Here is a 24,632-nt window from a genome sequence, read left to right on the forward strand (position 1 = left end):
TTCTTCCGTTGCAATTGGGACAGTTTAACGGGATAAACGCCACGAATGTCCCCTCCTTCATTATGATGGTCATAAGATCATGCTGAACGGTCATCTGACTTCATTATACCTTGTGAATTTACGTTTGATGAGAGAAAGAAGTTTCACATAGCGAAGGAGCAGGGAAATCCTGCTCCTTTTTGATCTTTTTAAGTATGGCTGGTGGTAAGCATTATTAAGAGGGGATCTGTTGTGGTGCTGCGACGAATTTATCTGCCGCGGCCTGATCATCGGAACGAAGAGCATGACCATACCCGTATCAGACTTGGTAGAGTTCTGTAAAAAACTAAGATTCCCCTTTAATTTGGAGTAAGATTTCTCTTTCATGAAGTGGTATTATCTGGGGTGAAAGGAGGCTGGTCACAACAATTTATGTAAGCGCTTTATATGTTTGGTGAAAAATTTGATGTGGGGGGAATGCTTCGAATGAGGAAATCACTAAAGCAGGTCGTTTCCGGGTTACTCGTAGCGGCTTTGCTTCTTCCGGGCGGCTTGATAGCTCCGACAGTTAACGCTGCAGATCTAGTGGCAACTAATTCACAAATTGTGTATCAGGAAACATTCCAGAATGGTCAAGGCAAGGCAACTCAATCAGGCGGTGCCCAGCTGGACGCTGTAACAGACAAGCCGTTTGAAGGCAATGATGATGGAGCGGCTCTACATGTTAGTAACCGATCTAATAACTGGGATGGCGTGGACCTCGCTTTTGATGACCTTGGTTTGTCAGTTGGCAAAGAGTATTCTGTAACCGCTTCCGTATATGTCGATACTGATGCTAACCCACCTGCAGACGGGAAAGCCGTTCTGGAAATGGTAAGCAATAAGGGCGTTGCTGGATCTGAGGCATACACTGGAATTAGCTCTGCTGACTTTAAAGCAGGACAAGGCATTACGCTATCCGCCGATCTCTCCGTTAACAGCGTGGAGAATACAGCTCTACGAATCAAATCTGATGAAGCAGGTAAGGGTGCCTCTTTCTATATCGGGGATATCACGATCACCCAGACAGTAACACCTGTCGAACCCACGGTAGTCCTTAACCAAAGCTTTGAAGACGGGAATACCGGTGGATGGAGCAAACTGGGTTGGGGATCGAATGGGGACACTACGGTCGTTAACGACTTAGCCTCCGAAGGCACGAAATCTCTGAAGTTCTTCAACCGGGCCGATGAGAAGGCTGTTCCTGCTCTTGTACTTACTGGAAAAATGAAATCTGACCGTAAGTATGATATTTCCCTCAAGGTTAGACTCGGTTCGGGTAAAGGCCAGTTCCATCTGGCTTCCAAAATAAATTCTGAAATATTAGCCGATGACCAGAAGTATCCTTGGCTTATAGGCAATAAGGTTGTAACAGCTTCCGAATGGACGCTATTAGAAACCAAAGGCTACGAAATCCCTTCTAAAACGAATGAGGTCATCATCTATGTTGAACCATCGGACAATACGTTAACCTCGGATATTTACATTGATGAAGTCATGATCACCGATGTAACTCCTGATCAAACCGCACCAGAGATTGTAGATAAAACGGGCATCGCTGCCGATTTTGAGAATGGCCTGAATGGATTTAAAGCGCGGAACGGCCGTGAAACGGTAGTCCTTTCCCAAGACGATAATCATACATCTGGCGGCAAACAAAGCTTGCTTGTGACAACTACGACACAATATGACGCAGCCTTGGTTGATGCTACTGGCAAAATGGCAAAGAATCACGAATATGAGCTGTCTGCTTGGGTGAAAATGGCACCTGGACAAGAACCCACAACACTTCGTATAAGTGTTCAATATGCGGACAGCGGCTTTGCGAACGTGTCTCCAAATGCAACCGTTACAGATCAAGAATGGGTACACTTAACGGGTAAGTATACGCTCACCACTACTCCAAGCGTACTTAATGCTTATATTGAAACAGCAAACAATGACGGCGGCAACCGTACCTTCTTCTTGGATGACTTTGCTATAAAATATCTGGGACCTGTAACTGCCGCACCTCCGATTCAAGAAAACCTTCCTAACCTCAAGGATATTTACAAGAATGATTTTCTGATCGGGAACATTGTGAATCCGGCTACCTTTGACGAGACTCGGCTCAAGCTTCTGACGAAGCATCACAATGTTGTTACGTTTGAGAATGACATGAAGCCGGACTATGCCTATAACGCGGATAGACAATTTGATTTCAACGCAGAAGATGCTCTTGTCCAAAAAGTACAGGATGCAGGCCTTGATCTGCACGGTCACGTGCTCGTATGGCATGCGCAATCACCTACTTGGCTTCATACGGCAGCAAACGGCAAGCCTTTGAGCCGTGAAGAAGCTCTGACGAACCTAAGAACACATGTTAAAACGGTGGTTGAGCACTTCGGTGACCAAGTTATTTCCTGGGATGTTGTCAATGAAGCGATGAACGATAACCCGGCTAATCCGGAAGACTGGAAAAATGCATTGCGCAATTCAGGCTGGTTACAAGCCATTGGCCCTGAATTTATAGAGGAGGCATTCCTTGCAGCCAAAGAAGTCATTGATGAAAATGGCTGGGATATCAAGCTATATTACAATGATTACAACGATGACAACCAAAATAAAGCTACAGCCATCTACAGCATGGTGAAAGAGCTCAATGAGAAGTACGCCGCAAATCACCCTGGCGAGAAACTGATTGACGGCATCGGCATGCAAGCCCACTACAATTTGGGTACGAGACTGGACAATGTTAAGATGTCGCTCGAGCGTTTTATTTCCTTGGGAGTAGAAGTCAGTGTCACCGAGTTGGACATTATGGCAGGCACCAATTCTACAATCACTGAAAAAGAAGCAAAGCAGCAGGCCTATCTGTATGCCCGATTGATGGATCTCTATAAGAAGAACAGCGAGCATATTTCACGTGTCACCTTCTGGGGATTGAATGACAGCACCAGCTGGAGAGCCGAGCAGAATCCAACCTTGTTCGATAAGAATTTTCAAGCAAAACAGGCGTTCTACGCGGTAGTTGATCCGCAAAAGTATATGGCGGAAAATCCGCCTGAAGAGCTTGAATACAAGCGTTCAAGCGCTCACTATGGGACACCAGCTATTGATGGCTCTGTAGACAGTGTATGGAGCAAAGCTCCTGAATTGAAACTGGATACAAAGCAAATGGCATGGTCAGGTGCGACAGGAACGGCAAAAGCACTGTGGGATGACGACAATCTGTATGTATTGGTTCAAGTCAGAGATGATCAACTGAACAAGTCCAACCCGAATGTATGGGAGCAGGATTCCGTTGAAGTATTCGTCGATGAAAACAACGGGAAAACAGCTAACTTCCAAGACGATGATGGACAATACAGAGTGAACTTTGAGAACCTAGCTTCCTTTAATCCTGCGGAAATCGCTGCAGGCTTCGAATCCAAAGTCTCTGTTTCCGGTACCAACTACACGGTTGAAATGAAGATTCCGTTCAAAAAGGTTAAGCCTGCGAACAATGCCAAAATTGGCTTTGATGCGCAGATCAATGATGCCAAAGACGGCAACAGAATCAGTGTGAATGCATGGAACGATCCATCCGGTCAAGGTTACCAGGATACTTCCGTATTCGGTGAATTGACGCTCGCTGGCAAACCCTCTTCTGGCGGAGGAAACGACGGTGGAGGCAACAACGGCGGGGGGAACAATGGTGGTAGCAGTGGCGGATCAAATTCCGGGACTACTCCGCAGCCCCAACCTCAACCACAGCTTCCAGACAATGACTCGAAGATAGTGCCGGTAATAAAAGTTGAAAATGGAACAGCCACAGCAACCATTTCAAGCGACAGCCTGAATAAAGCGATTGAAAAAGCTTCTCCAGGTGCAAATGGCAAGAAGCAGGTTACCATCGAAGTGCCGAAGCAAGCAAATGTACAATCCTATGTTGTGCAATTGCCGACTTCAATCCTGCAAAGCAACAATAATGTTGAGTTTGTGCTTAAGACGGAGAATGCAACAATTCAAATTCCGTCCAATATGCTTTCTAATATTACGGAGCAAGCGGATCAAGTCTCTATTCTGATTAACAAAGTCTCGGCAGATCGTCTGAGCGCAGATGTTCGCGCTATTGTGGGCAGCCGTCCGGTGATCGATCTAAGTGTAAAAGCTGGTGACCGTCTCCTTGCCTGGAACAATCCAGCGGCACCTGTAACGGTATCTGTTCCGTACACTCCTGCTGCACAGGAGCTTGTTAATGCACATCAGATCGTGATTATTTACATTGACAATCAAGGGCATGCAACAGCCGTGCCAAGCGGACGCTATGATGCTAAATCCGGTTCAATGGTGTTCAAAACAACTCATTTCAGCACTTATGCTGTAGCCTACGTAACCAAGACTTTTGCCGATGTGCAAAATGTCCTGTGGGCAAAACGAGCAGTCGAAGCGCTGGCTGCACGCGATATTATTAAAGGAATCTCTGATGACAGCTTCGCTCCTGCAGCTTCTATCACGAGAGCCGACTTTATCACCTTGCTTGTAAGAGCACTTGAATTGAAGGGTGCGGGAACGAACACGGTAGCCTTCAGCGATGTAAAGCCAACTGCTCACTATGCACAGGCCGTGACTATTGCGAAAGAACTGGGGATTGCCTCTGGATTTGAAGACAACACGTTCAAACCAAGCAGCAGCATTTCCCGTCAAGACATGATGGTTCTTACGGCGAAAGCCCTGAAAGCAGCAGGTAAGCAATCTGCCGGCAACGGGAATCTGGCTCCTTATTCGGATGCTGCAAGTATTTCCACTTACGCGATGGATAGTGTAACTTCCCTCGTAGGAAGCGGAATTGTTAACGGAAAAGATGGAAAAATCTCACCAGCCGACACATTGACTCGCGCTGAAGCAGCGATGGTTCTCTACCGGATCTGGGAAATGTAAAGTTTAATTAAACCAGCTAAAAAAAGACTACCCCCGTATAATCCAGACGGGGGTAGTTCTACTATTTTATATCGAAGTAAAAAAACTCGTACATCACTCTGCAGAAAAATGAACAACTGCACTATATAACATCTTATTTCGAAGCGGGTCGAACGTGACTTGATGCTGAACCTGCTTCACTCGAAGCAGCAATGCCTTGTTCATTCCGATTCGGTCTTCGATCGCTCGTTCTAGTTCCTTGAAGTCATAAGCCTGCAAGCATTCAACTTTGTCTTTGATAATATCGAGTGAAATTTCCATGTTTGTTTCAGGCCTCCTCCATGTCACGATTTGCAGGTATAAAAGCCTGCCGAACTTTTATTGTAGAGGAGCTTGTCCGGTTCGGCAAGAGCGAACAAAGCGAATCATTAGAATGATGGAGGCGGTCTGATTTCTATACTGGGGGGCCAAAACGATAAGATAAAGTTATGCTTCAAATAATCACTAATAAACCCGTGCTGAAAATCAACTAAAGACGTGGTAAAATTGGTGGAGTGATAAATGGAGAAAAGGAAAACACGGACCCATACGGCCATTAGCAAAGGGGGGGCATCGCCCCTCTTTTTTATGCGAGTCTATTGAAGAGTACGCTTCTCTTCGGGGTAGGATATATTCATCTTGATGTCATTAACAGATACTGATGTTTGAACGAAGTTACACTTGCATGGTATAAGTGAAGAAGAAGCAAGGACATTAAAATGTAAATTGCAACGAATCTGCTAATGTAAATGATACGATTGCAAATGTATGGCTAACGATTTTTTTACTATTAATGAGGACAAAGATTGTCCTGGTATATATAGAGGAGTTTCTAATATGAAAGAAAATTTTTGGCGTGATTTACCACGGCCATTTTTTATACTGGCGCCGATGGAAGATGTGACGGATGTGGTGTTTCGCCATGTCGTAAGCGAAGCGGGCAGACCGGATGTGTTTTTTACGGAGTTTGCGAATACAGAGAGTTACTGTCACCCGGAGGGGAACAAAAGTGTACGCGGGCGTCTGACTTTTACAGAAGATGAACAGCCGATTGTGGCACATATTTGGGGAGACAAGCCGGAGTTCTTCCGCGAGATGAGCATCGGGATGGCGAAGGAAGGTTTCAAAGGCATCGATATTAATATGGGCTGTCCTGTCGCCAATGTGGCGGAGAATGGAAAAGGAAGCGGTCTGATCTGCCGTCCTGCGCTTGCAGCGGAGATCATTCAGGCGGCCAAAGCTGGTGGCTTGCCCGTCAGTGTCAAAACTCGCCTCGGGTTCACCGAGGTGGACGAATGGCGCGACTGGTTAACTCATATTTTGCAGCAGGACATTGTAAATTTATCCATTCACCTGCGGACAAGAGAAGAGATGAGCAAAGTCGATGCGCACTGGGAGCTGATCCCGGAGATCAAGAAACTTCGGGACGAGATTGCACCGAATACGCTGCTAACCATTAATGGAGACATTCCTGACCGTGCGACCGGACTCAAACTCGCCGAGCAGTACGGTGTGGATGGCATTATGATTGGACGCGGCATTTTCCAGAATCCGTTTGCTTTTGAAAAGGACCCAAGGGAGCATACCACGGAGGAGTACCTTCATCTTCTGCGACTGCACCTAGATCTGCATGATCAGTATTCAGATCTTGAACCGCGTTCGTTCAGCCCGCTGGCTCGTTTTTTCAAAATCTACGTCCGTGGATTCCGCGGGGCAAGTGAGCTGAGAAATAGCTTGATGAACGCCAAAACAACAACTAGAGTACGGGAATTGCTCGATGAATTTGGTAGCAAGGAGCATGATGGGGCAGAGGAAAATGAATAGAATACAGGAGGTCACATGTCCTGGAGTAAATTGAAGCAGCAACTGGAGAGTTTCCTTAGTCCCACGTTAGTTGGAACCGTCGAATACCGGGCAACCAGCTACCGCTATTCACCCGATAAACCAGGAAATTGTTACATTACCGTAGACAAAAAGAACGTACTCAATATGAGTGACATCACTAGCTCGATCAGATGGTATCAGACGGAGCAGGAGATCAAGAACGACCCGGATGTCCTGATTCCTGTAAGTCATGAAGAGATTGAAGTCGTCAGAAAAGAAACCAAAGGGACCGTTCCAGAGGATCGCCTTCAAGTCATAGCAAGAAGCAGAAAAAGCTCAGGACATGCCAAAGATCTCCTTTCTGCGCAGGCCGTATTAAGTAAGTCGAATTTTACTATTGTAGCGACTACGTTTTTATCTACTTCGATAGAGGATAATCTGGAGAGCAACGATATCTTGTTGAATATTCTGGCTTTAATAGACAGACGAGTGGGCAAAAAGCGAATCTTAAATATGTCCGAGCAGATAAAGTTAAAGCATCCAGCTGTGCAGTATTTTTATGAACTACGGCGTAGTACGGTGTGAAAATTAAAAAAATTCAATGAAGGGTACCCTCTGTCAAGGATGGTCCTACTGAACATTAGCTTAACAAGAGAAGAGATGATCAAGTAGACTTCAACCTGTGCATGTTGAAAAGTCTACTTTTTTATTGTTCAATTTTTTTCTGCTATAGCTTTTAACTATAACTAGTTATGGCATTTAAGTATCTCAGCCAACCTCGTTCTGCATGATATGATAATGGTATACAACGAGGGGGTTTTTGACATGACTGATAAGTTCCAGATCGTAGGTAGTTTGTTGCGTCCTGAAGAGCTGCTGACATATAAAACGCAAATTGAACATCGTGATGATATCAAATATCCATTCTATGAAAGTTTTGAAGGTTATGAAAAATGCGAGACTGAGGCCATCAAACAAGTGGTGAAAAAAGAAATCGAGCATGACCTGTCGATTATTACAGATGGAGAGTTCTCCAAATCGATGTGGCATCTGGATTTTGTGTGGGGCTTTGGTGGAGTTGAGCGTTATATTGCAGACCATGGCTATTTTTTCCGTGATGTCGATGGATCTTCAAAATATGAAACACGTAAAGATATTGGCCTGCGCATAACGGGCGAATTGAGCGGTAAAAATCATCATTTCATTCAACTGTTCAAACAACTGCAAGACACGGCGGGTGACCAGCAAACGAAACTTTGCGTTCCGTCCCCATCCCATATTTTTGGTGAACTCTCCTGGTCGGATAATATCGGCGGTACGGACGCTGTTTATCAGAATATTCAGGAGCTCAAAGCGGGTCTTGTGAAAGCTTATAAGGAATTTGTGGAAGATTTCGCTGCGGTAGGTGGTAAAATCCTGCAAATGGATGACTGCTTGTGGGAGCTGTTTGCAGACGACAACCCGAACTCTCCGTTTACAGGGGAGCACATTAATCAAGAGGAAGTACAGGGTCTCGCTACCGAATTTATTGATATTAACAATACAGTGATTGACTTCGGTCATAGCCTGGGCTTGAAAATGTGGACACATAATTGCCGCGGCAATTATGATTCTCGCAACATGGGCGGTGGATCTTACGCGAAAATCGCTAACCTGTTCCTGAAGCAGTTGAAATATGATCGTTTCTTCCTGGAGTGGGATGATGATCGTGCGGGTTCTATCGAAGCCCTGGAGGTTTTCAAGGACAGACCTGAAACGGAAATCGTATTAGGCTTGTTGTCATCTAAGACCAATACACTTGATGATGAAGAGCGCGTAATCCGTTTGCTTGACGAAGCATCTAAAATTATTGATAAGGATCGTCTGTTGCTTTCGCATCAATGTGGCTTTGCATCCTGCGATGGCGGTAACGAACTAAGCGAAGCTGAGCAATGGGCCAAAATCGTTCAAGGTCAAAAGATTGCCAAGCAATACTGGGAAAACTAATTTCGAATAGCAGCATCTTGAGCTAAAAGGGATGCCTCGTAGGGCCAGAAATGGACATGCGAGGCATCTCTATTTTTTATACCTCTTTTCTCCCCAAATTAACGTAGTTTCTTGCTTAAGGTTGCAGGACCACACTCGAATAGCATAACTAAGTGAGCCTCACAGGATGTATCTGTTCCGCCATTGTATTGCGCGATAAGTGGCTCTTTCTCAGATCGGTGATTAAGACACTGTAGGAGAGAAAGGAGTTGTTAGCATCATTGGTGAGGTTGGAATGGGAGTGAATTTAGTGGAATCTGGATGTATAGCGTGACAACAGGCTGTGATACAATGAAAATGAAATTGTTGTACGGATCATCTTGGCAGTTGTATTCCCTCTAAACGACAAATTAGAAATGTATATATCCTATGAAAAAGGAGAGTTTTACACAATGAATTTGGAAGAGGTTATGCATGAGCTAGAAGCGCTAGGGAAAGAACGAACAAAGAAAATATATATGTCCAATGGTGCACACGAACCGCTTTTTGGAGTAGCTACTGGAGCGATGAAACCAATCGCCAAGAAAATAAAAAAGGATCAGCCTTTGGCTGAGCTGCTTTACGCTACGGGAAACTATGATGCCATGTATTTTGCTGGTGTGATAGCCGATCCCCAAGCGATGACGGAAGCTGATTTTGACCGTTGGATTGATGCTGCTTATTTTTACATGATCTCTGACTTCATCGTATCCGTCACGCTGGCAGAGACAGATATTGCCCAAGCGGTTTCGGACAAGTGGATTGCGAGCGGGGATGAATTGAAAATGTCTGCAGGCTGGAGCTGTTATTGCTGGTTACTCGGTAGCCGACCGGATAGCGAATTCTCCGAAAATAAAATGATGGAGATGCTCGAACAGGTAAAAAAGACGATTCACGAATCTCCGGAACGAACGAAATATTCGATGAACAACTTCCTTTACACCGTCGCGACATCCTATCAACCGCTGCACGACCAGGCCGTGGAGACAGCCAAGGCCGTGGGACCTGTTGAAGTCGACAAGGACAAAGCTAAGAGCAAGTTCCTGCAAGCTTCCGAAAATATTCAAAAGGCAGTGGAAAAAGGGCGAACTGGGTTCAAGCGTAAATATGTAAGGTGCTGACGCTTTCGCCTTATCGTCAGTTTTGGCATAGGGAACGTCCGAATCTGTGAATTGAAATCCACAATCACCATGTTATAATAAGGACAGAAACAGCTTATAATGCAAAGAGAGCCGTGCGCTAACACGACTCTCTGATGCAATAGCCGCTTTTAAGGGCGGTGGGCTTAACAAGCAGGGTACCGACCAAATAGACCGCATCCCTTAGCCAGAGGTCGGTCTATTTGTCTTTATTGGACAGCAGCGCTACAATCAGCAAACCGAAGGTAAGCATTAGCATAATTGCTTCAAATACTGTCACAAGGCATAACCTCCCTTCCGGGAGATTAGCCGACCGCCCATATAAGCCTTTCCATTGCTCTGTGAGTATACCATATTTTTCTTGGAGCTAATAGATGAACAATATTCGTTTTCATAAAAGTCTTGGCATGATAATTCCCCAGTACAGTGAATGCGAAAAGAGCATTACGGTGGCTAGTATGAAGCATTATTTAGTTGAAAACAAATAAGAGAAAACACGCCATTTATAGGCGTGTTTTTTGTGTTTACTGCTGAATAACAAAAATTAAACAGCATCAAAGTTACACATTTTATAAGGGCCCGGAGCGTTTACTTTTTAATTACTTCTAACCATTTCTTTGGCTTGCTGCCTGCCCGCCGCGAGAAAGCTGTCGCTTAGTTCAGGATCATTAACAGAGCGTGCAAGAACAAGCGAGCCAACCATGGTACTGAACAATGCACGACCTTTGTATACATCGATTTCAGCCAGGTTGGAGATAAAAGAGATCATCCGCTCCAATTCATGAGTGAATACCTGCCGAACCTCTTCGGAGGAACGGGATATTTCACCGGAAAGGGCAGGGAAAATGCAGCTCATTTCCGTTTTGTCGCGGTGATAGGGACTGAGATAATAATCGATGACTGTATTGATTTTTGGGTTCTGCTCTTCCTGATCCGCGACTTTCTGAAGAAGTGCGATGGTATCGCTAATGGCATATTCACAGGCTTCGGCGACCAACTGTTCCTTGTTGTCAAAGTGTGAATAAAACCCTCCATGAGTCAATCCGGCCCCCTTCATAATGAACGGTACACTGACGTCCTGGATACCGTTGGTGCGAAAAGCCCGAGCAGCACTCTCGACAATTTTACCTCGTACTTTTATTTTATGGCCTTTGGGATAGGGCATTATCATTCACTCCATAGCTTCATCATTCTGCTTTATCAAAATATTATAGTCATCATAATAAAGCCTGTCAATTTGGCGACTGGATGTCTTTTGATTTACAAAAGGGCCAAATACGGTTGTTGACCGCCTCAAAATATGATGGTTATAATATATTACGATCATCATATTTTAAATCAGCTTCAAATCAGGAGGTATCAGGATATGAGTAAGCTTGAATCTGTAGATACGTTAGTTATTGGATCAGGTCCGGGAGGATATGTGGCGGCGCTTCGTTCTTCACAGCTGGGGATGAAGACGGCAATCGTCGAACGTCAACAGCTCGGCGGGGTCTGCACGCATGTGGGGTGCATACCATCCAAAGCATTAATTGCGGAATCACATCGCCATGATTTGTTCAGACAGTTCAATCAAGCTGACGCTGCAGCGACTTTTAAGAATGCTCAGCATTTCAAGCAAGGGATTGTGAATAAACAGGCAGGTGGCGTCCACTATTTGTTAAAGACTGCGAATGTGACCATTCTCGAAGGCGAGGCCAGTCTGGTGGATGAGCACACAGCGCTGATCCGGCAAGCTGGACAGGAGCAAAGCATTTCTTTTAAAAACCTCATACTGGCAACAGGATCTCGTCCAATTGAGCTGCCAGCATTTCCAGTTGGAGGTCGTATCTTATCTTCCACAGAAGCACTGTCTCTGCAGGAGGTTCCGAGTAGTCTGGTTGTGATCGGCGGAGGGTATATTGGTGTGGAACTTGGACAGATGTATGCCAAATTCGGAACAAAGGTAACGATTCTGGAGGGTGGAGCACAAGTATTGCCCGGATTCGAGGCGGAACTTGCAGCACCTGTAGTCAAACAATTGAAGGCGGATGGCATCCACATCGTAACTGGAGCGATTGCTGAAAAGGTGGAGAAGAAGGCTGATTCCATTACACTGCATTATTCGAAAAATCAAGAGCAGCACCAGATTACAGCGGAATATGTATTGGTCACAATCGGCAGGAAACCCAATACAGACGGCCAGTTAGGACTGGAACGCATTGGCTTGCCCGTAACAAACAAGGGACTGGTTGAGACGGATGAACAGTGCAGAACGGTTATCCCACACATTTATGCCATTGGAGATATTACAGCCGGTCCGGCACTCGCTCACAAGGCTTCCTATGAAGCCAAAGTAGCAGCAGAGGCCATTGCTCGTCTTACCTCCAAAGTGGATTACAAGGTGATCCCGCTTGTTGTCTTTTCGGAACCAGAGCTATCCAGTGTTGGAGTAAGTGAGACGGAAGCCAAAGCACAGTCCATTCCAGTGGTTATTGGAAAATCTTCTTTTGGGATCAACGGAAGAGCATTGGCATTAAGGGAAACCGAAGGATTTGTGAAAATAGTGGCTGATCCGACCTCAGGAATTGTCATTGGCGCGCAAATCGTTGGCGTGGAGGCATCCACATTGATATCGGAGCTTGCGCTTGCAATTGAGATGGGTGCAACCGTAGAAGATCTGGCCATGACGATTCACCCTCATCCCACGTTGGGAGAAGTGATTATGGAGGCTGCCGAGAACGCGGTCACCAAAATGAAAAAGCAAAAATAGCCAGCAAATTTAACATACACGAGGATTGGGAATGGGAGAGATATAAAAATGAAGATAAAAGCGGGTTTGTATATCGGAATTGCGATGGTATTTATTGTTGGAGGTTCTCTTCTGGCTGTTAAAGGGAAGGATGCTGTAAGTCAGGCCGAGAGCAGGAAACAAGGCATGCTTGAGGCAGAGCAAACGACATTGTTTTATCAGAATAGTCCTGGGATGATTGCAGAGGCAGGTGCTTCTGCAGGTGACTCCGTGAAAGAGGGAGAGGTGCTATTTAAAGTGAAATCAGCTGGGGAAGGAGATGTGGATGTACTCGCACCGTATGATGGTTTGGTTGACCGAGTTGCTGTAAAGCAGGGAGATCAAGTACAAGCAGGAGTGCCGCTGGCGGTTCTGCAAAAGAATAATTACTATACGGACCTCTACATCCAGGAAAGTGAAGTTCAAAAGCTTGAAGTGAATCAAGCCATAGATGTTCATTTTCCCTATTTGGATCAGCCAACACAGGTGAGTGGAGTTGTTACTTCCATCTCATCTGCCCCACAATTCGCGAGCTTGCGCATGTCACGGGAAAAGGGGCAAGCCGATCTAAGTATGTTTCTGGTCCGAATATCGATGGATTCGAATGCTGATTTGCTTCCGGGGATGACAGCAGAGGTGAAACTTGATGAAATCACTGATTGACGAATGGAAGTACGTATCGGGAAGTAAGTATGTTCGATTAATTTTTATCGGCCCGCTTATTGCAGCCTTATTCTTTGGTTTAATGTTCTCGCAGAATCAAATTAGCAAATCGCCAGTTGTGGTCATTGATGAGGATCATAGCGAATATTCACGGCAGTTGATCTCCAAAATAAATGCCTCGCAATATATGAGCGTCAAAAGCGTTTATGTGAGCCGAATGAGTCCGGAAACATTGCTTGCCAATGAGCAGGCTGTAGCGGTCATTATGCTTCCCAATCAATTGGGCTTACGTCAACAACAAGGGAAATCGACGAATATCGGCATCTTGATGGATAACACAATGCCCTCGGGGCTAACCGGAATCCGGACCGCGATTCAGGAGATCATCCAGACGGAAAATATGACCCTTTCCATGACACGTCTGATCCAGAAAGGGATGGATGCCGAAACGGCTAAAGGAATCGTGTCGCCGATCTCGCTTCAGCAACGGATGCTGTTTAATCCAACCTCCAGTTATGTCGGTTTTATGGTACTAGGATTTGTGAATATCGTAGTATTGATGATTACAACAAGTGCAGCGGGCTCGATTGCACCTCGGCTTCGTCAGGAAGGGAAGTTATTTACAAACGGAAGGTCACCTTTCCAGCTATGGGTTAGGAGTGTGCCGTACGCTGTGTTGAGCTCCCTATCGCTGCTCCTATCCTATGGATTATTAAAGCAGGTGGGGGGAATGCGTTTTGAAGCGGAACCTTATCTTTTCATCATCCCATTGGTTATTTATGCCTTCGCCTTGTCACTTCTGGGTATGTTGATTGGATACACAGCCAAAGACATATCCAAAGTCAACCTACGAACCAGCTTTGTATTGTATCCTTCCTTTCTGGCAACGGGAATTCAACTAACGCCGCTGGCGTTTCCAGAACCGTTTCAAATTTTCGCATGGGCACTACCAATGAACTGGCTTAACCGCCTGATTCGTGGAATGGCTTTTCGGGACGGAGCGCTTACAGCCTACAGTCAGGAGTTGGGGGCATTGCTAATTATTATTGGCGTTGTGTCCTTGTTCATGGGGTTACTGTTTTTGCGTGAAGGGAGCAAAGTGTCTCCGAGCCGTGAACCACTTTTGAATGCAGATATGTTGCCGAGCAGCAGTTAATTGAAAAGATAAGCAGTGAATCGAAAAACAGACGCACGGGAATCATTCCTGATGCGTCTTTCTTTTTTATTACTGTAGATGACATATAACGATAAAGGTCCTTCTAGCGAAGGTTTTTTATATCGTTTATACTTGTAAGGCCAATTTACTTGAGGAGTTGTCTAACGAATCATGAATAAAAAAGAAGTCGCGCATATACGCAAACAGTTTAAGATGGATCATGATTTACTGAATATTTACGATATACTCAACGTGTATATTACGAAAGAAACGAACGAGATTTATCATTGGGAGCGCCATCCGTTTGAGCTGGTGGATAGAGAGAAACAGGAACTGTACATGGGCAATTTCAAAAAATTGCTGACGGGTGAGCTGGATCAGAAATTGTTTGAGCTGAAGTTCCAGGAGCAAGCGGAGGAGCCGGCTCAGGTGATGCTTCACCAAGCACTGGTAACAGGAGATCCGGAGGAATGGCAGGACCTGATGCTCCTGTTAGTAGAAAGAATGTTGGTGGATGCCAAGTATGAACGGGATATGGTGATCACGTTTGTTCGTGGACAGTATTACTTGCCAACCAAGGCTCGGAACGATGAAGCGGAAGAAAGCGAGAAAAACGAAGTGTTCGCACATCCATTCATTCTGTGCAGTGTGAATTCCACGGAGAAGCAGCGGAAAACGCTCTTGTTTGATTACGTGGAGAGAGAATTTAAGTACAATGTCATTGTAGATCCGGTTGTCAAATTAAGCACACCGGAGCAGGGTTTCCTGTACCCGAGCGTAACGGACAACTACTCCGATGTGAATCGCATTCTGTACTGCACAGGGAAATCGAATTTCCCGGACCCTCATTTTGTTGAAAATGTATTGAATGGAGAAAGGTCTGTGACAGCACTGGAAGAACGGGCGATCTTCGAAGATATCGTGAAGGAAGTGGCCGGTGAACAGCTCGACTCAGCCACAATTGCACATGTGTACGAGGAGATCAACCGGGTCATCGAAATTAACGAAGAGTCACATGAAGAAGAACCTCCGAAGCTCGATTATAAAGATCTGGAACGTGTGCTGACTGCAAGCGGTGTAGAGGACCTGACGTCGGAGAAAGTGGAACGGGCATTTGAAACCATCGTCGACAACAAGAATTATGAAATGAAAGCGACCAGTGTTATGCCGAAGTTTACGTCCAAGTCCATTAAGATTGAAACCAAAGTTGCTACGATTTCAGTTAGCCCACAAGACTTGAGATATGTGAAACAAGTGAATTTTCAAGGCAGACGGTGTATCATGATTGAAGTGGACGAAGATGTCGTAATTGAAGGGTTCACGCTAGCCTCAGAGACACTTTTAGATTAAACCACGTTCAATGCAGGACAACGATCAGGGATCTTACCATAAAAAGGACTATCGCAACAGGAGATGACTTCGATGAACAAAAGGCCGTAATGATGCTGACGGCCTGCAATTCGAACGAAGCCAATCCCGTCAACGATACAGGCAGTAATGAGCAATCCTCACCGACCGAGACAGTGCAGAAAGACAACGAACCAGCGGAGGAAAGCCCTAACCGCGGTGAGTGGCCTTCACTTCCCGAATATGACATGATTGTTCGGACTGAAGGAGTATACCTTACGAACGGTAAGCGATAACGAAAATGAACGTTTTCTTCTTCTTGCAAACCAGGACGGTAAAGAGAAATACAAGACTACTTTTATCAAAAACACGAGTCGTCTTAAAATTATTGATGTCGATGGTGCTGGACAACTTTTCAATGAAGTTTTGGAAAACAGCTGAAAGATACTGGAACATATAGAATAGACGAAATCCCCTTCCAAATATGTGGAAGGGGATTTGTGCGTAGGTTGTGTTCTTTTATTTTAATAACTGCAGCACGGTTTGAGGATTCTGATTGGCTTGGGCCAGCATAGCGTGAGCTGCTTGAATTAAAATATTAGATTTGGTCACACCCAACAATTCTTTGTTCATATCGGCATCGCGGATACGCGACTCAGCCGAGGTTAAATTGGTGCTGGAATTGTTTGTGTTATTCAGCGCATGTTCCATGCGGTTCTGGAGTGCACCATATATGCTCCGGTAATTAGTTACCTTACCTAGAGCTCGGTCTGTTTGGACCAAGGCTTGGTTAGGATCTGCTGGCGGCAATAGACCCATATTGGTGAGTCCCAATCCCTCAGCCTTTACATTAAAGAGAGGAATATATAAGGATTGACCTGTGTTGGCACCCATTTGGATGTCGAGGTTGGGCGGTCTATAGTCGATGTCCGTAATGTCCGTAACAATGGTGGTATCAATATGCTTGATTATTTCCGTTTCACGGGTAAATTCGAACACTTCCATGTTTAAGGAAAACGGCCCGTAAGAGAAACCTAAAGTTATGCTTGAACCGCCAGGGATTGTAAAATCCCAATCGAAATTAATTTGGGATTGGCCCCCAACTGGGTTATTTACTACCAGCTCCGTCGGGGATGTAAAACCAATTGAATCATCAAATATGATGGCAGCGTTAGCGTTGGTCCCATTCATATTAAACGTGTTTCCTGACGGGGGAGTAAATGCGTTACTTCCAGCAGGCAATGGATTACCACTCGCATCATAGATAACAGAATCAACCGGGGGATCCATTACATTGCTCAGTTTAAAACTGGAGTCCGAAGGGTCACCATTATTGATGACATATTTAATTTCCATGGAGTTATCGGGTAGTATGGTTCGGAATCTCGTTATGGACAGATTGGTTCCAGGAAACCACATATGGTCCCAAGCCGGAACAGTTCCTCGGTTACTGCGAGAGGTATATTCTAAGGCCCTCGTGCTTCCGTTGACTTCTACGTTTTCGAGCATTGAACCATATACATCGGCAAAGCTTTCCGGACCGAAGCTGGTTTTGTTCATGCCAACGGAATACCAATAGCTAGGTTCCGAATATTTAGGGTCATTAGATAGCATCAGGCTTTCATGGACCGTAGTTGTTGTATCTGTTACAGTCGTTGTGTTGGTGTCGACCGTATATTCGTTGTACCCCTCTCTTGAATCTGGTAAAACAATCGGAGTAATGGTACTTGTATTGGAGAGTGTATTGCTTGTTACGGATGTATCTATACTGCTTACCAGATGCCTTGGTTCTTCGGGTTCCCCCGGTGGTTTGTACACCACGGACTTATGTATTGTTGTTGTTGGAGGCGGATCGCTGACGGTATGGACGGTATTACTGTTGGACCGATCGGCAAGTATTTCGTAATCGTCTCTAGCTAATAAGTTAATTGTATTAAACTCTGTTTTTGTGGAAATGCTGTCGATTTCATTCGTAAGCTCCCGTATTTCTTGGTCAATCATTTGCCGATCCTGATCAGTGTTTGTATCGTTTAAACCTTGAATGATCAGTTCTCTTTGTCGTTGCAAAATGCTGGTTATTTCATCGAGGCCCCCCTCCGCGGTCTGTATGACGGAGGTGCCGTCCTGAATGTTTCTAGATGCTTGGTCCAACCCTCGGATTTGTGCTCGCATCTTTTCGGAAATCGCTAAACCTGCCGCATCATCCGATGCTTTGTTGATCCGAAATCCCGAGGATAATTTCTCCATGTGACTCGAACCGGCCTTCGAGCTTTCCTGCAATCTTCTTAACGTGTTTGAAGCCGCTAGATTATGTGAGATGATCATGTTTTTATACCTCGATTTAAAATGGATATTCTGATTTATTTTACCATGTAGCCATAAATGTGTCTAATACTTCGTGAATGTTGAGTCGGGTAGCGGTTTTGACGATGGCGGCGACGATTGTCGCCATGTATATTTATCTGCGGTAAAACATGCGAAAAGGCATTAACCGGCGAGAACACAGGAAAGAATGTGTAAGGGATGAACGTTAACGCCACCTTTTGGGGTTGCGTTTTTTGGAATGAAAAACTGGAATGACATCAAAATTTAGAAGTGCTACCAACTTTCCTCCCTTTTAATCCTACACCCACCCCGAAAACTCCAAAATGGAGGCTTTGGCAGATTGCACTTCGGACTGTGCGCCTTTGCGCCATTCTTTCGGCGATTTCCCCATAAGTTTGGAGAAGCAGCGATTAAAGCTGGAAATGGACTGAAAACCGACTTGTTCGGAGATCGAAAGAATGGAAGCGTCTGTGCTTTTTAATTGCTTGCAGGCTTCTTCAATTCGGGTGCTGTTCAGGAAATCCAGAGGTGCCGTTCCCATAATGTCATGAAATTTTCTTCGAAAATGAGTGGTGCTTAGGTGGCACAGATCAGCGAGAAAATCGATGGTAATGGGCGACATATAGTTTTTGGTGATATACTCCAGAACCGGAGAAATAACAAGGTCACCTTTTAGATTATGCTGCGTTTCTTGGTCTGCCAAGGGTTCATTCCGGGAATGGATTCGCAGGAGTTCGATATAAAGGGATAATAATAAGCCGTAGGCACTTTCCTGATAAAAAGGATTTTTCTGCTTTAATTCCTCTACCACAGATGTCGCAAGGGTATAAATCCTCGGATGTTCCTCCCTGTTTAAAATGCAGTTTATTCCCTTAATTGCCCTCAAATTGGGTTCAAAGTTACTGTAGGCACTTCTCTTAAACGATTGTTGAAAGAGGTCTTCGGGCGAGAAAAAGAGATAAGACCATAAGCTGGCTTCATTGGGTGAACTATACGTTGTATGAGGAAGATATCTGGGGATAAAGGTCACGTCACCGGCTTTAAAAGGTACCGATTCACCTTTGATCTCCATAATGCCGCTATCTGAATGACAAATACCAATCTCCAGATGGTTGTGGAAATGAAGATGTTCACTTTTGATATCAGAGATTTTCCAACGTTCACCGCTTAACAGCAGAATAGGAAAGTGGATTGGCAAGCTATAGTGGCGGTACTCAATAATAGGCTGCTTTTTTCTGGGCATATTCGATAACTCCCATTCATAAATGATTGAAATTGCGCAGTTTTGTTGCGAATATGCTTAGATTGACACTATTTTACTGCGTACAATGGAATAAGTAAAGCGTTTTCAAACCAAGGACGGACAGCTCTCAAGCGCATTTGGGGGCATGTGCGCCACGAGAGGGGAATCACCGATGCTTCAAGTGAAATATGACAGGGAAGAAATTTTAAACGTTATTGATAACGTTACGAAAAAAACACTGGCAATGGATTTGACGTGGGATTGGCCTTGCGGTGTGGCGTATTATGGTGTTTCCAGAGCTTATCAAACGACAGGCAACCAAGAGTATTTGGACAGGCTTGTCCAATGGGCGGATGAATACATCGAGCTGGGGTTGCCGGACTGGACCGTAAATACATGTGCGATGGGCCATATGCTGATTACTTTATATGAGGAAACAGGGAACCAAAAATATTGGGATATTGTAATGAGCAAGGTGGATTATCTACAAAATCATGCGCTCAGATTCGGAGATAACGTACTGCAGCATACCGTATCCATTTCCAATGATTTTCCCGAGCAGGCATGGGCGGATACCTTATTTATGGCGGCATTTTTCCTGCTCCGTGTAGGAAGCAAATTAAAGGATCAGGATATGATCCAGGATGCCCTTAATCAATATTACTGGCATATCAAATACTTGCAAGATCCGAGTAGTGGTTTCTGGTACCACGGCTACAATAACGTTAACAAGGACCATATGTCTGGATTGTATTGGGGAAGAGCAAACGCTTGGGGTGCTTACACCATGTCGCAAGTAAAACCACAGTTGAAGGACTGGTATCTATATCCACAGTGCATGGACGTGGAGTGCTCGCTGCGGGATCAACTGGCAGCTCTGAAGCTCGTGCAGACAGAGAATGGCTTGTGGCGCACAGTTCTGGATGACGAGCAGTCATATGAAGAGGTATCGGCTTCCGCTGGTATTGCAGCAGCCATGATCAATAACGGTAATCCGCTCCATACCAAATACGTTCAAAAGGCATTGGAAGGTATCCTGAACAACATTAGTGAAGATGGACGTGTGCTTGGTGTATCTGGTGGTACGGCGGTGATGAAGGATCGGGATGGCTATCGCAATATTCCAAAAGACTGGATTCAGGGCTGGGGTCAGGGCCTGGCGCTCGCTTTCCTGTCCGACATGTTGAAATAGGGAGGGAACCAAGTTGTCCAAACCAATTAAAGGCTCCTTTACAGTACCCGGCGAATCCGGTTATGAGGCACTGACTTTGGAACTTGCCGAACGGTGGGGGGCCGATGTCATTCGTGACAGTGACGGTACACAATTATCCGATGAGATTATTAACGCGGGGTATGGCATTTATTCGACCATCTGCATCATCCGGGATCATAACGAGTGGGCATCTCGAAATCAAGATAAGCTCCAACAATGTTTTTTAATTACGAATCCGAAGGTAGCTGTACAAGATTATGTATCGTTCTATCTGATGGAGGATTTTTTTGCTGAACAATTCAAGGTGAATGATTCAAAAGAGGCGTTTAAATATTGGCAGGTCTTTGACCGGACAACCGAGGAGGAAGTGCCAAGAGGACAGTGGAATTATGAGAGGGAATCCGGCCATGTAGTCATTACCGGCATCGTTCCTTGGCATAAATACACGGTAAGCTTCATGGCCTATCGGATCTGGGAAGAGATCTCGATGTACAATCACACCACAAACCATTGGGACAAGGAGCACTTGATGCAAATTGATCCGATCTATTCGGAAACGCAGACATATCTGCTGGAATGGATGGAGGATTGGTGTCAGCAGCATCAGGAAACAACGGTGGTTCGTTTCACCTCATTGTTTTATAATTTCGCCTGGATCTGGGGCAGCGACGAGCGTAATCGCCATCTCTTCTCGGACTGGGGTTCATACGATTTCACGGTAAGTTCGAGAGCGTTGGATCTGTTTGCTCAAAAATATGGGTATTCACTCTCGGCTGAGGATTTTGTGAATGGCGGCAAATATCGCGTGAGTCATATTCCGGCGCAGCAGCGCAAGCTGGACTGGATGGCGTTTATCAATGATTTTGTCATCGAATTTGGGAAGAAGTTAATTGATATCGTGCATAACCACGGCAAGCTGGCGTATGTCTTCTATGATGATAGCTGGGTTGGCATGGAGCCTTATAATGACCGCTTTCAGGAGTTTGGATTCGATGGGATGATTAAATGTGTGTTTTCCGGTTATGAGGCGAGGATGTGTTCAGGTGTCAACGTGGATACCCATGAGATTCGTCTGCATCCCTACTTGTTTCCGGTGGGATTAGGGGGGCTTCCGACCTTTAAGGAGGGTGGAGACCCTACGCTGGATGCCAAAAAGTATTGGATCAATATCAGGCGAGCTTTGCTCAGAGAGCCGATTGACCGGATTGGGTTGGGTGGATATCTGCATCTAGTTGAGCCTTACCCGGACTTTTGCGATTATATCGAGAAGATTGCGGACGAGTTCAGGGAAATAAAAGAGCTGCATCATGAAGGGAAGCCCTATCAAATAAAGACAAAGGTAGCGGTTCTGCATAGCTGGGGCAAACTAAGATCGTGGACGTTGTCCGGCCACTTCCATGAAACGTATATGCATGACTTGATTCATGTAAATGAAGCCTTGTCAGGCTTACCGGTTGAAGTGCAGTTCATTGATTTTGAAGATATCCGTCAGGGAGTGCTGCAACATATAGATGTCGTGATCAATGCCGGCTCTGCCGGTTCAGCCTGGAGCGGCGGAGAACATTGGAATGACCACCAATGTGTGGGCCTGCTGACCCAATGGGTGTATGAGGGCGGTACTTTTATTGGCATCAACCAGCCATCGGCGGTAGAAGGGTACGACAGCTTTTTCAGAATGGCACATGTTCTTGGGGTGGATGAGGATACTGGCGCCAGGGTGGTTCATGGAAAATGGACATATGAGACTCGCGATGAGCATGGTTTGTTGCCGGAAGGGGCAAAAATAGCGCCGAAGAATAACATATACCTTACCGATGGAACAGCTGCTGTGGTGGATGAAACGGATGGTATGATTACATTGTCTACACATGATTTTGGTAAAGGGAAAGGAATCTACCTGCCTTCATTCGAATTCAGTTGGGAGAACACAAGGTTGCTGCTGAATCTGATTCGTTTTACGGGCCGTGAATCTCATGAAACGAAGTACATTACGGATAACTTATTTACAGAGTGTACTTATTATCCGGAGAGTAAAATGTTGGTCGTCATTAACAATAGTGGTCAGGTTCAAACGACGACGATCGATACCGAGTATGGAAAACAAACCGTGGAATTAGATCCTTATGACACCAAGATCACACATATTGGCTTAATAAAATCAGTATAGAAACATAAAAAGCAAGCAATAAGACGTTCGGGACTAATTCCTGAAGCGTCTTATTTTGCATGGTGTAATACACAGCCGATCCCCTGAATATGGACCGGCTATGGTTGTAATCAGAATCTAAATGGAATTTTTTTTAACTAATCCTCCAGTCAATCCCGTTATTGCAGCTGCCAGAGGGTTGGTGTTGCTGAAGGGATCCAATCCACTTGAGACTTGTGTGTAAGGAGACATTTGTACGTCAAGTTATTGTAGCTCACGATTGTACCCGCTGTGTATTGAGTATTAGCTGCCCATGCAGGTGCAGTAGCAGCTGCGGCTGTTTTACCGCTGACTGTGCTGGCAGCAGATTGGTTACCTGCTGCATCAACAGCATAAACCGAGAAGTTGTAGGTTGTGTTCGCTTCAAGATTGGTTACCGTATAAGACGTTGCCGTCCCGGATGTCGTTGTAACTAAAGTAGAGCCGTTATAAATTTTGTACCCTGTCACGCCTACATTATCCGTGGATGCCGTCCACATCAGCTGAATGCTGGAGGAGGTTGGTGCTCCCATCACATGCAGCCCGCCTGGAGATGTAGGTGCGGTAGTGTCGTTTGCAGGAGGTGCAGTTGTGGTAACGCTTACACTATTACTGGCTGCAGATTCATTGCCTGCTGCATCGACTGCTTTGACAGTAAAGGTATAGGCCGTGCTTGCTGTTAGCCCTGTGACGGTATAGCTTGTAGTTGTGCCGGATACATTGCCGATTAATGTAGTCCCGTTGTAAATTTTATACCCCGTTACGCCTACATTATCTGTGGAAGCCTTCCACGATAAGGATGTACTGGTCGCAGCAGTTGCAGTTGCCGCAAGTGAAGCTGGAGGTGTTGGTGCCACATTATCAACCGGGTTTGTCCCGGAGAAGTTTACGTCGATGACATTATAGAAGGCGTTGGGAGTATCCGCAACCTCCCAGACTGCTAGAATGACATGATAACCGCTGCGTTCGGGTACGTTGCATGAGTTGGTGTAGCTAAATGGTGGTTGGCTGCCATTATAAGGAACTGAACAGAACGGTGTTAGGTCAAACGAATCACGGGATAGAGGTGCATTCGGATTCCAGTTCGTTTTCGTAATATAATATTTCCAGCTTGCCGTTGAATGGTTAGCTGTCAGCTTCCAAGTAAACGTATTACTGCCACTAGACATATTCACTTTCGACCAACGTGTGGCGGATTGCTCATCGAGCTTAGGGAAGACGCCGTTAGCGCTTGCAATATGGCCGTCCGTAGGTCCTGCAGTAGGGAAGCCTTTAGGTGCTTCCAGGCTTTGGGGTTCATACACGATACTGCCGCAATCTTGATTGACTCCCGAAGCACACAGTGCAGCTCGGCTCGCCGGCCCTTCTACGTAACCATGTGACAACGCCTTTGGACTGTTGAACAGCATGCTTACCGTTGTAAGCACCAGCAGACAGCAAATCAATACTAGCTTTGAAGACGGTAAAATGAATCTGAACATTCGATAGCCTCCTGTATCATTTTTTTATATAAACTCAAGTAAGAGCTTATATCGTAATTAAGGAAGTGCTATGCCATATACCATATATGGATATCGTTTGATAAAGAAATCGATATACGGGAATTTCTAAAGTTATTGTAAAGGACCTACATTTGCTGAACAAGGATAAATTTGATAGATAATCCAGTTATTCAAGACTTAGGTAGGCATACAAAAAGGCCTTTGCGGAGAGATCATCTCTCCACAAAAGCCTTTATTTCCGACTGGATTGATAAGTAAAATGCGTATTATACATCGATTTTACAGAAAAGGCAAGAGGAAAAAGATTGCTTTTAAGTGGGGAA

At 45.2% G+C, this 24,632-nt stretch carries 18 protein-coding genes; 12 read left to right on the forward strand and 6 right to left on the reverse strand.

The window, feature by feature from the left end:
* The first annotated feature begins 465 nt into the window (after positions 1-465).
* Positions 466-4,920 (forward strand): endo-1,4-beta-xylanase, encoded by a 4,455-nt coding sequence (locus CRO25_RS27880; protein WP_079697255.1) that lies wholly within the window; start codon positions 466-468, stop codon positions 4,918-4,920.
* Between the two features lie 93 nt (positions 4,921-5,013).
* Here CRO25_RS27880 and CRO25_RS27885 read toward each other — a convergent pair whose 3' ends face one another.
* On the reverse strand, positions 5,014-5,220 hold the full coding sequence (locus tag CRO25_RS27885; protein WP_079697203.1) for a DUF2536 family protein: 207 nt from the start codon (positions 5,218-5,220) through the stop codon (positions 5,014-5,016).
* Between the two features lie 555 nt (positions 5,221-5,775).
* Here CRO25_RS27885 and CRO25_RS27890 point away from each other — a divergent pair.
* From CRO25_RS27890 to CRO25_RS27905, 4 genes are all read left to right on the forward strand, one after another.
* Entirely contained in the window at positions 5,776-6,762 is a 987-nt protein-coding gene (locus tag CRO25_RS27890) for a tRNA-dihydrouridine synthase (RefSeq protein WP_079697204.1), read from the forward strand.
* Positions 6,763-6,777: 15 nt separating this feature from the next.
* Positions 6,778-7,347, forward strand: a complete 570-nt coding sequence (locus CRO25_RS27895; RefSeq protein ID WP_079697205.1) for a hypothetical protein — start codon at positions 6,778-6,780, stop codon at positions 7,345-7,347.
* 240 nt (positions 7,348-7,587) lie between these two features.
* The gene (locus tag CRO25_RS27900; RefSeq protein ID WP_079697206.1) at positions 7,588-8,748 is read left to right on the forward strand and encodes a cobalamin-independent methionine synthase II family protein; all 1,161 of its coding nucleotides are present in this window, start codon (positions 7,588-7,590) and stop codon (positions 8,746-8,748) included.
* A gap of 431 nt (positions 8,749-9,179) precedes the next feature.
* A complete protein-coding gene (locus tag CRO25_RS27905) occupies positions 9,180-9,887 on the forward strand; it encodes a DNA alkylation repair protein (RefSeq protein ID WP_072735693.1) in 708 nt (235 codons plus the stop codon).
* 217 nt (positions 9,888-10,104) lie between these two features.
* On the opposite strand, the gene CRO25_RS34335 is transcribed toward CRO25_RS27905, so the two are convergent.
* Both CRO25_RS34335 and CRO25_RS27910 read right to left on the reverse strand, forming a co-directional pair.
* Positions 10,105-10,185, reverse strand: a complete 81-nt coding sequence (locus tag CRO25_RS34335; RefSeq protein ID WP_370739116.1) for a putative holin-like toxin — start codon at positions 10,183-10,185, stop codon at positions 10,105-10,107.
* A 315-nt stretch (positions 10,186-10,500) separates the two neighbouring features.
* Positions 10,501-11,070 carry a TetR/AcrR family transcriptional regulator gene (locus CRO25_RS27910; protein ID WP_079697207.1) on the reverse strand — a complete coding sequence of 190 codons (570 nt, stop codon included), beginning with the start codon at positions 11,068-11,070 and terminating at the stop codon, positions 10,501-10,503.
* Between the two features lie 201 nt (positions 11,071-11,271).
* Between CRO25_RS27910 and lpdA the strand changes: the two genes are divergently transcribed.
* From lpdA to CRO25_RS27935, 5 genes are all read left to right on the forward strand, one after another.
* On the forward strand, positions 11,272-12,657 hold the full coding sequence (lpdA, locus tag CRO25_RS27915) for a dihydrolipoyl dehydrogenase (RefSeq protein ID WP_079697208.1): 1,386 nt from the start codon (positions 11,272-11,274) through the stop codon (positions 12,655-12,657).
* 48 nt (positions 12,658-12,705) lie between these two features.
* Positions 12,706-13,338 (forward strand): HlyD family efflux transporter periplasmic adaptor subunit, encoded by a 633-nt coding sequence (locus tag CRO25_RS27920; RefSeq protein ID WP_079697209.1) that lies wholly within the window; start codon positions 12,706-12,708, stop codon positions 13,336-13,338.
* Positions 13,322-14,494: an ABC transporter permease gene (locus CRO25_RS27925; protein ID WP_079697210.1), complete on the forward strand. Its 1,173-nt coding sequence runs from the start codon at positions 13,322-13,324 to the stop codon at positions 14,492-14,494. The genes CRO25_RS27920 and CRO25_RS27925 overlap by 17 nt, the downstream gene beginning before the upstream one ends.
* Positions 14,495-14,665: 171 nt before the next feature.
* Positions 14,666-15,844: a DUF4317 domain-containing protein gene (locus tag CRO25_RS27930; protein WP_079697211.1), complete on the forward strand. Its 1,179-nt coding sequence runs from the start codon at positions 14,666-14,668 to the stop codon at positions 15,842-15,844.
* 92 nt (positions 15,845-15,936) lie between these two features.
* Positions 15,937-16,137 carry a hypothetical protein gene (locus CRO25_RS27935; RefSeq protein ID WP_218843452.1) on the forward strand — a complete coding sequence of 67 codons (201 nt, stop codon included), beginning with the start codon at positions 15,937-15,939 and terminating at the stop codon, positions 16,135-16,137.
* A gap of 223 nt (positions 16,138-16,360) precedes the next feature.
* On the opposite strand, the gene CRO25_RS34200 is transcribed toward CRO25_RS27935, so the two are convergent.
* Together CRO25_RS34200 and CRO25_RS27945 are read right to left on the reverse strand one after the other, a co-directional pair.
* A complete protein-coding gene (locus CRO25_RS34200) occupies positions 16,361-18,166 on the reverse strand; it encodes a flagellin (RefSeq protein WP_063567119.1) in 1,806 nt (601 codons plus the stop codon).
* A gap of 298 nt (positions 18,167-18,464) precedes the next feature.
* Positions 18,465-19,409, reverse strand: a complete 945-nt coding sequence (locus CRO25_RS27945) for an AraC family transcriptional regulator (protein ID WP_079697213.1) — start codon at positions 19,407-19,409, stop codon at positions 18,465-18,467.
* Positions 19,410-19,581: 172 nt separating this feature from the next.
* On the opposite strand from CRO25_RS27945, the gene CRO25_RS27950 reads away from it, so the two are divergent.
* Entirely contained in the window at positions 19,582-20,601 is a 1,020-nt protein-coding gene (locus CRO25_RS27950; protein WP_063567121.1) for a glycoside hydrolase family 105 protein, read from the forward strand.
* Between the two features lie 13 nt (positions 20,602-20,614).
* Positions 20,615-22,789 carry a 1,3-beta-galactosyl-N-acetylhexosamine phosphorylase gene (gnpA, locus tag CRO25_RS27955; protein ID WP_079697214.1) on the forward strand — a complete coding sequence of 725 codons (2,175 nt, stop codon included), beginning with the start codon at positions 20,615-20,617 and terminating at the stop codon, positions 22,787-22,789.
* A gap of 158 nt (positions 22,790-22,947) precedes the next feature.
* On the opposite strand, the gene CRO25_RS27960 is transcribed toward gnpA, so the two are convergent.
* On the reverse strand, positions 22,948-24,288 hold the full coding sequence (locus CRO25_RS27960; protein ID WP_079697215.1) for a lytic polysaccharide monooxygenase: 1,341 nt from the start codon (positions 24,286-24,288) through the stop codon (positions 22,948-22,950).
* Positions 24,289-24,632 lie beyond the last annotated feature (344 nt).

Origin of the sequence: Paenibacillus sp. RU5M (genome assembly GCF_900221055.1) — a bacterium.
In the GTDB taxonomy this organism is placed as follows: Bacteria; Bacillota; Bacilli; order Paenibacillales; family Paenibacillaceae; genus Paenibacillus; species Paenibacillus marchantiae.